This is a genomic window from Aeromonas sp. QDB62, assembly GCF_027705695.1.
Classification (GTDB): Bacteria; Pseudomonadota; Gammaproteobacteria; order Enterobacterales; family Aeromonadaceae; genus Aeromonas; species Aeromonas allosaccharophila.
Genome location: NZ_JAPDCD010000023.1, coordinates 50,629 through 63,526 on the forward strand (window position 1 = coordinate 50,629; position 12,898 = coordinate 63,526).

Genomic DNA, 12,898 nt, shown 5'->3' on the forward strand with positions numbered 1-12,898 from the left:
GACCAGATGTATAGCGCCGAGGGCGAACGTATGCGCATCGAACACTACGACCTCCAGGGGGAGGTGCAATACCGGCAGCAGCAGGCCCAGAGCCGCAAGGTGCGCAACCTCGGGCCCGTGCCACCCGCCGTCAATCCACCAGAAGGCAACAACGCGGCAGCGGCAGGCGAACGCCGCAGCACCCTGACCCTCGCCAGCGCCCTGACGCTGCAAGCCGCGAGGCAATCGGCCGCCAGCCAGCAAGCGACAACGCCTCCCGCCCCGCCTGCAGCGGAAGTCGGCAAAGAGCAGGATGGTATTCCCGACGATGGGCTGGATAACCGCCAGCGGCTGATCAAGCTGATGATTGAGGCGATGCTGGGCCACGAAATCGAGCTGCCCAAGCCGATCAAACCCTCCGAAGAGGGGAGTGAAGGGGTGACGCAAGGAGACGCCGCTGCTCAGGCCGCCGAGCCGGATCAACTGGTGGAGGTGACGGACACCCTGCTGCAACAGGAGCAACTCAACGTGGTGGCGTCAGCCAGCGTAGCGACTCGGGATGGTCAGACTATTCAGCTCGATCTCGGCTTTGTGCTCGACTGGCGTCAGCTGGAGGTGAACCAGCGGCGCACCACCCTCAATGCCCTCAAGGATCCGCTGGTACTCAGTCTGGATGGCAAGATCGCCGATCTGACCGAGGCGAGGGTCAGTTTCGATATCGATCAGGATGGCAAAGAGGATAGCCTGCCGGGCTTGAGTGAAGGCAGCGGCTTCGTGGCGCTGGATCGCAATGGCAACGGCACCATAGACGATGGCGGCGAACTGTTTGGTGCCCGCTCCGGCAATGGCTTCGGCGAGCTGGCGACCCTCGACGAGGATGGCAACGGGGTGCTGGACGAGCGGGATAGCCAGTTTTCAGCGCTGCAGTTCTGGCATCCGGAACACGCCCCCATCGCGCTGGTGGAGCTGGGGATCGGCGCCATCCTGCTGCACCCTCTCGACACCCCCTTCACTCATCTGGGGGAGAGCGGCACTCAGGGAGTGCTGCGCCAATCCGGCCTCTACCTCACCGAACAGGGTAAGGGGGGCTGGGTACAGCAGATCGATCTGCGGGTCTGAGCACTAAAACGGAATCATCCGCCCGGTCGCTGACGATAACTGCCAGCGACCCGCTCCGGCGCCATCAACTCAGCTCGGTGGGGTCGATATCCAGACTCCAGCGCACCTTTTTGGTCTCCGGCCAGCCTTCCAGCTCCTTCACCGCCCAATCCAGCAGTTGCGCGAGCGGCGCCCGGTTTGGCCCCTGCACCAGCAACTGCATGCGGAACTTGCCCGCCTTGCGCTCCATAAAACCGCTGATGGGCCCCAGCACCTGCAGATGGGGATAACGGGCGCTGCGCAGGGTATCGGCGAGGCGGGCGAGGAACAGCTGCACCTCGTCACGGCCATTGGCCTCGGCCCGAAACAGCCCCTGATAACTGAATGGCGGCAACCCCAGCAGGCGGCGCTCTTTCAGCGCGGTATCTGCGAAGTGGCCGTAACCGTTCTGGGTCAGATCCTGCAACAGGGCATGTTCCGGATGGTGACTCTGCAACACTACCAGCCCGGGCTTGCTGGCGCGCCCGGCGCGCCCCGCCACCTGGGTGTAGAGCTGGGCCAGCTTCTCGGCGGCGCGAAAATCGGCACTGAATAGAGCGCCATCCACATCCAGCAGCCCCACTAACGTCACATCCGGGAAGTGGTGGCCCTTGGCCAGCATCTGGGTACCGATCAGGATCTTGTACTTGCCCGCCTTGATGTCGCCGAGATGGGTCTCCAGCTCCCCCTTGCGGCGGGTGTTGTCCCGATCGATGCGCACCACCGGGTATTGGGGGAACACCGTGGTGAGCAGCTGTTCCAGCTGCTCGGTTCCCACTCCAGAGCCAATCAACTCGTTGCTGCCACACTCGGGGCAGCTGTGGGGCAGCGGGCGCACGCTGTCGCAGTGGTGGCAATGCAGTCGTCGCCCAGCCTGATGCCAGGTGTACCAGGCATCACACCGCTCACAAGCAGCGCTCCAGCCGCACTGGTGGCAGATAAGGGCCGGGGCATAGCCACGGCGGTTGAGAAACAGCATCACCTGATTGCCCGCCGCCAGATGCTCTGCCATCAACTGCTCCAGCTGGGGGGAGAGCCCGGCCTGCAACCGCACGTTTTTGATATCCAGGATCACCTGACGGGCAGTCTGGGCGTTACCGGCACGGCGAGTCAGGCTGAGGTGGTGATACTTGCCGCTGCGGGCGTTGTGCAATGTCTCCAGCGACGGGGTGGCCGAGCCGAGCAGGATCGGAATGCCGGCACGATGAGCCCGCATCACCGCCAGATCCCGCGCGTGGTAGCGGAAACCGTCCTGCTGCTTGAAGGAGCCGTCGTGCTCCTCGTCGATGATGATGATGCCGAGGTTGTGAAACGGGGTGAACACCGCAGAGCGGGTGCCGATCAGGATGGCAGCTCCGCCGTCGCGGCAGGCGAGCCAGGCATCGAGCCGCTCCCGGTCGTTCATGGCGGAGTTCATCGCCACCACCGGCACGTTGAAGCGGCGGCGGAAGCGGTTGATGGTCTGCGGGGTGAGACCGATCTCCGGCACCATCACCAGCGCCTGCTTGCCCGCCTTGAGCAACGGCTCGAGGATGCTCAGGTAGACCTCGGTCTTGCCGGAGCCGGTGATGCCATCGAGCAGGAAGGCACCGAACTTGTCGCTCTGGCTGGTTACGGCGGAGACAGCCAATGCCTGCTCACCGTTGAGGCGCAGCCCCTCCCCCGGCTCGAAACGGGATGCCCAGTCGCCGTCGTGGCTCGGCTCCAGCGAGCGCCTCTCCAGCAAGCCTTTCTTCTCCAGCGCAGTGAGTGCGGCGCTCTGGATCTCCTCCTGCTTGAGGGCAGATGGCGTCTGTGGCCCCTTGCGCAGCAAGGCGAGCGCCTGCTGCTGCTTGGCCGCCCGCTTGAGCTCGTTAAGGTCGATGGCCATGCCGGCCTCGGTGGCAAACCAGAACTCCAGCTCGCGATAGGCGGCAGGCTCCCCCTTGCGCACCAGCACCGGCAGGGCATGAGGCAACACCTCCCCCAGCGGATGCTGGTAATAGCTGGCGCTCCAGTTCATCAGCGCCAGAATATCCGGCCCCAGCACCGGCGTCGCATCGAGTACCCGCTTGATGGGCTTGAGCTTGTTGCGGGGCACCTGGCTGTCGGCCGGATGATCCACCACCAGCCCGACCAGGGTCTGGGGACCAAAAGGGATCTCGACCCGGCAACCGGGGGCAGGTAACGGCAGGGGAGAGAGATAGTCGAAGTGACGGCGTAACGGTACCGGGACAGCGACACGAACCAGATCCAGCGTTTGGGAAGAATTCACCAGGGGTTGCCTATTTTTTCTGCGAAGCCACTTGCCTGATCTCAGGCATTTCCTATATTATTCGCAGCCTTTGAAACTGTGTTCAACAATCGTGTGGTGTCCGACGAGAGATCGGATGGCGACACGGCCTATTAATTGAGGTTGTCCATGAAAGCTGGTATCCATCCTGACTACGTAGCCATCACCGCCAAGTGCTCTTGCGGTAACGTCATCAACACTTTCTCTACCATCGGTAAAGATCTGAACCTGGACGTGTGCTCCGAGTGCCACCCGTTCTACACCGGCAAGCAGAAAGAAGTTTCTAGCGGCGGCCGCGTAGACAAGTTCAACAAGCGTTTCGGTGCGATGACCACCAAGAAGTAATTTTACTTCTGAAGAATTCTGAAAAAGGCGCCCATCGGGCGCCTTTTTTACGATCCCCGTTTTTCTTCCTTCACGTTCCCGCAGCTAGATGCATTCACGCCTACTGGCCAAATCCTCTGGAACGACGCAAATAGACATACCCCTCACCCGGGCTGCCCCAACGCGACCGCCCTTCGTTGTCATAGGCTCGATCCAGCAATCTGACGCTGTCGGGGCCAATCCAGATATGCTGCACCAGAGTACTGGCACCACCAAAATCGGTGGAGCAGTGGCCCACCCGGGTGTGACCGGCATACTCGCCGGACGGGGTGCGGGTCAGCCAGATCTCGCAACCGTGGCGCAAGGAGAGCTGCTGAGGGGTCAGGCTGTCGAGCAGGGAGGGATCGTGCCAGGCGCCGGCAAAATCGGTGGCCCGGGGCATGGTCAGTTCGGCCATCAGGATCCGTCCATCAGGGGCGGGGGAGAAACGGTAGATACGCTGGCGGAACGGGCGGATGGAGCGCAGGCTCAGGTACTGTTCGGCGTAGACCCAGCGATAGCTCTGATAGCCGGGCCAGATCTCCATCAGGCGCAGCTCGGCACTGGTGAAACGGCTGTCGTAACTGGCCTGCTCCCGGCTCGTAAAGGCCCCGTTGAACCAGCTGAGCAGCGGCTCCATGCCTGGCTTGAGTGGGGTGGCCTGGGGTGCCGGGCCTGCCAGCACCAGACAGGTGCAGAACAGCCCGAATACGGCCACCAGCAACTTTGCCATCGAATCCTTCCGAATCATCATAGTGGCGGCGATTATATGAGCGAATGCCCCCAATAACAGCCATTACGATCAAATCATTGCCACTCTGATGTGAAAACCTCGCAAAGATGTCAGTCCGGTCACTAAACCCGGTATTTCGCCACCGCCTGATTCAACAGTTGCGCCTGCTTGTTGAGCCCATCACTGGATTTGGCATTTTCCTCCGCCATGGTGCTGGACTCCTGGGCAATGTCGCGGATGTTGTTGACGTTGCGGTTCACCTCGTTGGCCACCAGACTCTGCTGTTCGATGGCCGCCGCGATCTGGGTGCTCATATCCATGATGTGAGTGACATCCTGGGTGATCTGTCCCAACAGCTCCCCTGCGGTGCTAGCCTGCTCCGAGCTGCGGTTGCCCTGCTCGCGGCAGGTCGCCATCATCTCGACGATGCTGCCGGTCTGCTTTTGCAGGGAGCTGATGATGCCGGCGATCTCCTGGGTCGATTTCTGGGTGCGAATGGCGAGGCTGCGTACTTCGTCGGCTACTACCGCAAAGCCACGACCCTGATCCCCCGCACGGGCCGCCTCGATAGCCGCATTGAGCGCCAGCAGATTGGTCTGCTCGGCAATCCCCCTGATCACATCCAGCACCGAGCCGATGGTCTCGCTCTCTTTTTGCAGTTGTCCCACCTCCCTGGACGAGCTTTCCAGATTGCCCGCCAGCGAGCGGATCTGGCTGACCGTATTTTCGACCGCTGTGCGCCCCTCCATCGCCTTGTTGTTGGTGGTCTGGGCATTGTTGGCGGCCTGTTCGGTATTGCGGGCGATCTCTTCGATGGTGGATCCCATCTCGGTGGAGGCGGTCGCCACCATGTCGGTCTCCTGCAACTGGCGCGCCGCCCCCTCGCTGGTGCGCTGGACGTTGGCCGAGAGGTGATCGGCTGCCTCCGTCAGGGTATGAACACTCTGCTTCACATCGCCGATCAGGGTGCGGAATCCGCCCAGCATCACGTCCAGATTACCCGCCAGCTGGGCCATTTCATCAGCCCCCTGCAACTCGATTTTCAGCCGCAAGTCATTATCCTGACGAATGCGATTGACCGTCTCGTTCACCCGGGTGATGGGGCGGTCGATGCTGCGGCCGAGCAGCACGCTCATGATGCCGATCAGCACGATAATCACCCCGCCACAGACCAGCATCAGGCTGTTGAGGCGAGCGGTCTGCCGCTCCAGTTCATCGACAATGTGCTGGTCAACGGTCGCAAACCCCTGCTCGGTTTGATGCACCAGATCCCGCATCTGGTTGCGCAGCCCCTCACCCTCTTTCAGACCCAGCACCTGCATCCCCTGCACCAGGGCGACAAAGTCCTGCCGGTATTGCTTGCTGGCCTGCTCCAGCTTGCCGCGATCCGCCTCCGGCAGAGCGGCAAGACTATCCTGAAAGCTCTTGTGCAAGGTCTCGAAGCGATCCAGATACTGGATGTCGGAGCGCAGCATGAAGTCCTTCTCCGCCCGCCGCAGTTGCAGCATGGTGATGAGCAGCCCCTGCTGATCCAGCTGCTTGAGACCATCTTCCACCTCATGCACTGCGGCCCGCAATTTGCCATAGAGACCATCTTCCGGCCCCAGCCCTATCTTCTGCTGCTGAGCGACCAGGGCGCTGAAGGCGCTGCCATAGGCCCCCATCTGCTGATCCAGCCGGGTCAGCTCACCATGCACCACGCTGATATTGTCATCGGCACTCAGAGTGCGGTTGAGCGTATGGAAACTCGCCAGCACTTTATTGAACTGATCGACGAAGGTCATCTCCTTGCGGATCACAAAATCCTTCTCGGCACGCCGCAGATTGAGCATGGCGATCTCCAACTGATCCACATTGCGCTGGGCATCGGCCAGATGGCGACTGACCTGACTGGAGTAGAGAAACAGGCCGCTCAGTACCAGCATGGCAATCGCCACCAGCACCGTATTCAGGATCAATTTATGACGTATCAGCACGATGGACCTCTCGCAAACCAGGCAATGGACTGCATTGAGCTTATGCAGAAAAGCGGCGACGGGTGATCTGTGCAAGGAATATTCATTGAAATGCCACACCCACTCCTTATACTGGTTGCACCTGTTTCCAGCCGTGGATTTGACACTATGGAATACAACACTTCAGAATTGTGCGACATCTATCAGGACATGGTGGATGTACTCGAACCCATGCTCTGCTCCTTCGGCGGCCGCGCCTCTTTCGGCGGCGTCATCACCACAGTCAAATGCTTCGAATCGAATGGCCTGATCCGTGAACTCGTCAAAGAGAATGGACTGGGGCGCGTCTTGCTGATCGATGGCGGTGGCTCCATGCGCCGTGCCCTGATCGACAGCGACATCGCCACGACAGCGGCCGAGAACGATTGGGAAGGGATTGTCTGCTACGGTTGCGTCCGCGAGGTCGATATTCTGGAAGATCTGGATATCGGCATTCAGGCGCTGGCAGCCATTCCGGTCGGTGCCGACAGCAAGGATGTAGGGGAGACTGATCTGCCGGTCAACTTCGGTGGCGTGACTTTCCTGCCTGACGACCACCTCTACGCCGATACCACAGGGGTGATCCTCTCACCCGAGGCACTCGACATCGAGTAAGCCACAGACAGCGTGACGACGGGAGCCTTGGCTCCCGTTTTTTATGGCTGCAATTTGCTGAAAAAAGACAAAAAAGAGGGCCAGATAAACTGGCCCTTAACTGGAAGCAATGTGAGCAATGTCGTGCCTTCACAAGAAGTCCATCACGTTGGAACGAATGAAGTCTTTCCCGGAAAACAAGTTAACAATAATCATTCTCATTTAACTAGGCAAGCCCTATTTGCAGAAAGTGCAAAAAAATTGACCACCGCGAAGGGTGGTCAATCTCGTCAGGCTTGTCGGGTGGCCGTCTGCAGGCTGGATAATCCGGCCTCGCCCACCAGCTTGCGGCTGAGGTAACGCAGCAAGACGCCGTAGAGCGGCACGAACAAACCAAGGCTTATCAGTAACTTGAATACGTAATCGACGGTTGCGATCTCGACCCAGTGCTCTGCCATGAAAGGATCTGTGGTGCGCCAGAAGGCCACACTGAAGAAGGCGATGGTATCGACCAGATTACCGAACAGGGTGGACGCCGCCGGGGCAACCCACCAGGCTTTCATCAGGCGCAGTCGATTGAACACCACCACATCCATGAACTGACCCACCAGATAGGCCATAAAGCTGGCCAGCGCGATGCGTGCCACAAACAGATTGAATTCGGCCAGATTGCCAACACCCTGGAAGCTCCCTTCGAAGAAGAGCACGGAGAGCGCATAGGAGACCGCCAGCGCAGGCAGCATCACGGTCTGAATGATCTTGCGCGCCAGACCGGCCCCGAAGATCCGCACCGTCAAGTCAGTCGCCAGGAAGATAAACGGGAAGCTGAACGCACCCCAGGTGGTATGGAAGCCAAACACGGTGATCGGCAGCTGCACCAGATAGTTGCTGCTGGCAATGATCAGGATGTGGAACAACGACAGGCGAACAAGCGCCGTTTGGTACTGCGCAGGGGTCAGATTCATCTTGTGACCTTTTTGGTTAATGGGGTTAGGGAACCCATACCGCCACCATTGGCGATAATCGAGGGGCGAGATTATACGCCCCCAAATCGATAGTTCAATCTTTATGCGATGATACGCGCCCGGATTGACCAGCCGCAGAGCAGGCCTTGCGGGCGATGGTTACTCTTTGTGTTGCCTGGCGAGCCAGAGCAACACCTCCCGATCCGCAGGGTGCACCGCCTCCAGCCAGCAACCGCTGTAGTGTTCATACTCCAGCCGGAACTGGCTCCCTTCAAACGCCAGCAGCCAGCTGTGGCGGTCGGCCCCCACATCCTGCTCGAGCGGCAGCAACTCCCACTCTTGCAGCAAGGCCTGCGCCAACACCGGAAACGTGTCCCAGTCGAGCGCCGGGCAATCCAGCGTCACCACGCCAGCTTCGTTATCTACCTGTTTGATCTGCCAACTCATTCCCTGTCTCTCAGCTGCTGCAGGATAGCTCACCACCGCAATACCATGCCGGCGCCGGGGTGGCGAGATCCTCATATTCGGGTTGTTCATCACAGGGGCGCTGCAGGGCGGCGAACAGCCGTTCGAACGGCTGCATATCCCCTGCGTCGGCTGCGTCGATCACCTGCTGGGCCAGCGCATTGCGCAGCACATACTTGGGATTGATGGCATCCATCTGCGCCTTGCGCACGGCATCCACGCTTCCTTCGCGCACCAACCGCGCCCGATAGCGCTCCAGCCACGCCTGCCAACCCCGCGGATCAGGCAACAGGGCCAGCAGAGACGCGGGCCACGCTCCCTCTTGCGTCACTTCACCGAGACGACGCAGGAACAGGTGGTAATCGACCTTGTTAGCCGCCAGCAGCCGGAACAGCTCGCGGAACAGCGCAGGGTCATCCTCCTCCCACACCGCCAGCCCGAGTTTGGCCCGCATCAGTTCGGAGTAGTGCAACATCAGCTGCTGTTCGTACTGGGCCAGCGCCGCAGCCAGCGCATCACCGGCGACATGCCCCGCCAGCGCCTGCGCCAGCTTTTGCAGATTCCAGTAACCGACCGCGGGCTGCTGATCCAGCGCGTAACGACCCGCCGGATCCGAGTGATTGCAGACAAAATCGGGCACGTAGGCATCGATAAAGCCATAGGGGCCGTAATCCAGCGTCAGGCCGAGCAGCGACATGTTGTCGGTGTTCATCACCCCGTGACAGAAGCCCGCCGCCTGCCATTTGGCAATCAGCCGCGCGGTGCGACGCACTACCTCGGCAAACAGTTCGGCGCCATTCTCCTGCTCGGGGAAGTGGTGGCGCAGTAGATAATCGATGAGCGGCGGGATCTTCTCCCCCTGCCCGCTCCAGGCGAAATACTCGATATGACCAAAGCGCAGATGGCTGGGAGCGGTTCGCAGCACGGTCGCCCCCGTCTCCACCTGTTCCCGGTAAACGGGCTCCTGACTCCCCACCAGCACCAGCGCCCGGGTGGTCGGGATGCCGAGGGCATGGAGTGCTTCTGAGGCGAGATACTCGCGAATGCTGGAGCGGAGCACGGCGCGGCCGTCGCCAAAACGGGAGAACGGCGTTTTACCCGCCCCCTTCAGATGGAGATCCCAGCGGCTGCCATCCGGAGCATGCAGCTCACCCAACAGCAGCGCCCGGCCATCCCCGAGCCGAGGGCTGTAACCCCCGAACTGATGGCCCGCATAGACCTGCGCCACCGGCTGCATACCGGGCAGCACTTTTCCCTCGCCACAGCAGGCAATCCAGTCCGCCTCGCTGACGCCTCCCAGCCCCAACTCTGCCAGCAAAGCCCGGTTGAGATGAAGCAACCGGGGTTGCTGCAGCGGCTGAGGGGCCACAGACTCACAGGCCCAGGGCAACTCGGTCGCAAAAGTGTTGATCAGCTTCATGGTTGTGCCATTCGTCCCTGCGTATGCTCGTGTCACTCTTTATACTGCCGTCAGCCACGCTTGTGCTCACTGGCAACCATCATTTTTCAATTCAAGGAGAAGAAGATGCAAAAATGGGTATATGCCCTGCCTTTGCTGGCACTGGCGTGGGGTCATCAGGCCAAGGCTGCCGATATCGAAGCTGGCAAAGCCAAAGCGGCGGTCTGTGCCGCCTGTCACGGCGTGGAAGGCAAGGCGATGATCCCCAACTATCCCCATCTGGCGGGTCAGAATCCCGCCTATCTGGTGAAGCAGTTGAAAGCGTTCAAGGATGGCACCCGCAAAGAGCCCTTGATGGACCCCTTCATGGCGCCGCTGACCGAGGCGGATATCGACAATCTGGCAGCCTTCTACGCCAGCCTGAAATAACCTCGCGTCTGACCCTAGGTTCTTCCGAGCCGCGCTTACAGTGGTCGATTACGCTTCGCTAATCGACCCTACCGGCGGCAGTAGTCGATGATAAGGTCCATAAAGGCTTCGCCGAAGCGTTCCAGCTTGCGGTGACCGACGCCGTTGATGGCCAGCATCTCGTCTTCGGTCATCGGCATCAGCTGAGCCATCTCAACCAGGGTCGCATCGTTGAACACTACGTAGGGCGGCACCTCTTCGTCCTCGGCAATCTGCTTGCGCAGGCCGCGCAACTCCTTGAACAGCCGCTTGTCGTAGTTGGCGTTGTCGAGCAGGCCGTTGCGCTTCTCTTTGCGGCTGGAGATAGGCTGCAGGCGGGGCACCGCCAACTCCAGCTTCACCTCGCCACGCAGCACAGGGCGGGCCGCTTCGGTCAGCTGCAGCACCAGATTGCGGGTGATGTTCTGGGTCAGCAGCCCCTTGTGGATCAGCTGGCGGATCACGCTCATCCAGTATTCGTGGCTCTGATCCTTGCCGATGCCATAGGTCGAGAGCTTGTCGTGGCCGTGATCCTTGATGCGCTGGTTGAGGGAACCGCGCAGCACCTCCACCACATAACCCACCCCGAAATTCTGCCCCACCCGCCAGACGCAGGAGAGCGCCTTCTGGGCATCTTCGGTACCGTCATAGCTCTTGGGCGGATCGAGGCAGATATCGCAGTTGCCGCACGGCTTGTCGTTGTACTCGCCGAAGTAGTTGAGCAGCACCTGACGGCGGCAGGTTTGCGCCTCGGCAAAGGCTGCCATTACGTTGAGCTTGTACTGCTCCACCTGCAGCTGTTGGGGATTCTCGATGTTGTCGAGCAGGCGGCGCACCCGACCGATATCGGCAGGATCGTAGAGCAGCAACGCCTCGGCCGGGGTGCCATCGCGACCGGCGCGACCGGTTTCCTGATAGTAGGATTCGATGTTCTTCGGGATGTCGTAGTGCACCACGAAGCGCACATTGGGCTTGTCGATGCCCATGCCGAACGCCACCGTCGCCACCACTATCTCGATGTCATCCTTGAGGAAGGCATCCTGCGTCTGCTGGCGCTGCTCGAGCGGCAGCCCCGCATGATAGGGCGCCGCCTTGCAACCGTGGCGGGATAGCCGCTCGGCCACCTCCTCCACCCGGTTGCGGCTGGAGCAGTAGACGATGCCGCAGTTGCCCTTCTGGCTCTGCACGTAGCGCAGCAGCTGCTCCGCCGCCTTGAATTTCTCCACCAGGCTGTAGCGGATATTGGGTCTGTCAAAGCTGGCGGTGTGAATAAAGGGGTCGTTCAGCTCGAGCCGGTGCAGCATATCGCTGCGGGTCGCCTCGTCGGCGGTCGCGGTGAGCGCCACCACCGGCACCTGCGGGAACCACTGTTTTAGCCGGCCCAGCGCCGCGTATTCCGGCCGGAAATCGTGGCCCCACTGGGAGACACAGTGCGCCTCGTCGATGGCGAACAGCCCGAGCGGCAGCTCGGCCAGCCGGTCCATAAATTCGTGCTGCAGCAAGCGCTCGGGGGAGACGTAGACGATCTTTATTTCGCCGCGGCGCATGGCGGCGAAGTTCTGGATCATCTCCTCCCGGCTCAGGGCCGAGTTGATGTAGACCGCCGCCACACCGTTGGCGCGCAGGCTGTCGACCTGATCCTTCATCAGCGAAATAAGGGGGGAGACCACCACCCCGAGCCCGGGCCGCAGCAGCGCCGGGATCTGGTAGCAGAGCGACTTGCCGCCGCCGGTGGGTTTGAGCACCAGTGCATCGCGCCCCGCGACGATCTGCTCGATGATCTCGAGCTGCCCCGGCCGAAACTGCTGATAGCCGAAGACCGCCTGCAGCAAGGCAAGCGGACTCTCTGGCTGAGGATCTGGCAGGGTTTCGGCAATCGCGGTCATGGGCTCTCCTTTGGGGTCGCCATTCTAAAGCAGCCGCCGCCCACAATAAACCTGCCATTGCGACTGTTAAGGAACTGTTGCAGACTGGCTGGAGTTTTTACTCGGCTTTGATGACAAGGATTGGGATCAGAGAATGAAACAGATGCTCAAGAAGATGGCGCTCAGTGGCATTGCCAACCTGTTTGCCGAGAAGATGCCGTTCAACAAGCTGCTCGGCATGCAGGTGACCCACTACGACTTCGACAAGGTGGAGCTGCGCATCAAGATGGATGAGAAGCTGATCGGCAACCCCTTTCACAACATCTTGCACGGCGGCGTCACCGCCACGCTGCTCGATGTAGCGGGCGGCATGATCGTCGCCGCCTCCTGCATCGACGAGCTGGAGGAGTTCTCCCCCAGCTATCTCAAGGAGCGCTTCGCCCGCCTCGGCACCATCGATCTACGGGTGGATTACCTGCGCCCGGGGCGCGGCAACGAGTTTATCGCCACCGCCCACATCATCCGGGCGGGCAGCAAGGTGGCCGTCGCCCGGATGGAGCTGCACAACGAAGAGGGCACCCACATCGCCTTCGGCACCGGCACCTATCTGGTGGGTTGAACCAAATTAGTGCATAAAAACCACGCTGCTAATCCACTTTTAATCATTAGATTCCTTACCCCCTCT

12 protein-coding genes are annotated in these 12,898 nt (G+C 60.8%); 5 read left to right on the forward strand and 7 right to left on the reverse strand.

Features of this window, described 5'->3' with window-relative positions:
- The first annotated feature begins 6 nt into the window (after positions 1–6).
- Complete coding sequence (locus OKC27_RS13030) at positions 7–1,098, forward strand: hypothetical protein (RefSeq protein ID WP_182938474.1); 1,092 nt, start codon at positions 7–9, stop codon at positions 1,096–1,098.
- A 64-nt stretch (positions 1,099–1,162) separates the two neighbouring features.
- Here OKC27_RS13030 and priA read toward each other — a convergent pair whose 3' ends face one another.
- Positions 1,163–3,370 (reverse strand): primosomal protein N', encoded by a 2,208-nt coding sequence (priA, locus tag OKC27_RS13035; protein ID WP_182938475.1) that lies wholly within the window; start codon positions 3,368–3,370, stop codon positions 1,163–1,165.
- 147 nt (positions 3,371–3,517) lie between these two features.
- Between priA and rpmE the strand changes: the two genes are divergently transcribed.
- Complete coding sequence (gene rpmE / locus OKC27_RS13040) at positions 3,518–3,733, forward strand: 50S ribosomal protein L31 (protein WP_005340673.1); 216 nt, start codon at positions 3,518–3,520, stop codon at positions 3,731–3,733.
- A gap of 100 nt (positions 3,734–3,833) precedes the next feature.
- Here the strand turns inward: rpmE and OKC27_RS13045 are convergent, their stop codons facing one another.
- Both OKC27_RS13045 and OKC27_RS13050 read right to left on the reverse strand, forming a co-directional pair.
- On the reverse strand, positions 3,834–4,484 hold the full coding sequence (locus OKC27_RS13045; protein ID WP_270806351.1) for a chromophore lyase CpcT/CpeT: 651 nt from the start codon (positions 4,482–4,484) through the stop codon (positions 3,834–3,836).
- Positions 4,485–4,606: 122 nt separating this feature from the next.
- Complete coding sequence (locus OKC27_RS13050) at positions 4,607–6,460, reverse strand: methyl-accepting chemotaxis protein (RefSeq protein WP_042656931.1); 1,854 nt, start codon at positions 6,458–6,460, stop codon at positions 4,607–4,609.
- A gap of 147 nt (positions 6,461–6,607) precedes the next feature.
- Here OKC27_RS13050 and rraA point away from each other — a divergent pair, with 147 nt between their 5' ends.
- The gene (gene rraA / locus OKC27_RS13055) at positions 6,608–7,093 is read left to right on the forward strand and encodes a ribonuclease E activity regulator RraA (RefSeq protein WP_005340678.1); all 486 of its coding nucleotides are present in this window, start codon (positions 6,608–6,610) and stop codon (positions 7,091–7,093) included.
- A gap of 269 nt (positions 7,094–7,362) precedes the next feature.
- On the opposite strand, the gene OKC27_RS13060 is transcribed toward rraA, so the two are convergent.
- The 3 genes from OKC27_RS13060 to OKC27_RS13070 all read right to left on the reverse strand — a co-directional run bounded on the left by OKC27_RS13060 (position 7,363) and on the right by OKC27_RS13070 (position 9,922).
- Entirely contained in the window at positions 7,363–8,037 is a 675-nt protein-coding gene (locus OKC27_RS13060) for a 7-cyano-7-deazaguanine/7-aminomethyl-7-deazaguanine transporter (RefSeq protein ID WP_042059239.1), read from the reverse strand.
- Positions 8,038–8,196: 159 nt separating this feature from the next.
- Complete coding sequence (locus tag OKC27_RS13065) at positions 8,197–8,484, reverse strand: DUF3630 family protein (RefSeq protein WP_182938476.1); 288 nt, start codon at positions 8,482–8,484, stop codon at positions 8,197–8,199.
- Positions 8,485–8,494: 10 nt separating this feature from the next.
- Complete coding sequence (locus OKC27_RS13070; RefSeq protein ID WP_182938477.1) at positions 8,495–9,922, reverse strand: protein adenylyltransferase SelO; 1,428 nt, start codon at positions 9,920–9,922, stop codon at positions 8,495–8,497.
- Positions 9,923–10,027: 105 nt separating this feature from the next.
- Here OKC27_RS13070 and OKC27_RS13075 point away from each other — a divergent pair, with 105 nt between their 5' ends.
- Complete coding sequence (locus OKC27_RS13075; protein WP_182938478.1) at positions 10,028–10,330, forward strand: c-type cytochrome; 303 nt, start codon at positions 10,028–10,030, stop codon at positions 10,328–10,330.
- Positions 10,331–10,398: 68 nt separating this feature from the next.
- Here the strand turns inward: OKC27_RS13075 and recQ are convergent, their stop codons facing one another.
- Positions 10,399–12,234, reverse strand: coding sequence for an ATP-dependent DNA helicase RecQ (recQ, locus tag OKC27_RS13080; protein ID WP_182938479.1), 1,836 nt, complete (start codon positions 12,232–12,234; stop codon positions 10,399–10,401).
- A 133-nt stretch (positions 12,235–12,367) separates the two neighbouring features.
- Here recQ and OKC27_RS13085 point away from each other — a divergent pair, with 133 nt between their 5' ends.
- A complete protein-coding gene (locus OKC27_RS13085) occupies positions 12,368–12,832 on the forward strand; it encodes a thioesterase family protein (protein WP_182938480.1) in 465 nt (154 codons plus the stop codon).
- Positions 12,833–12,898: the final 66 nt, after the last annotated feature.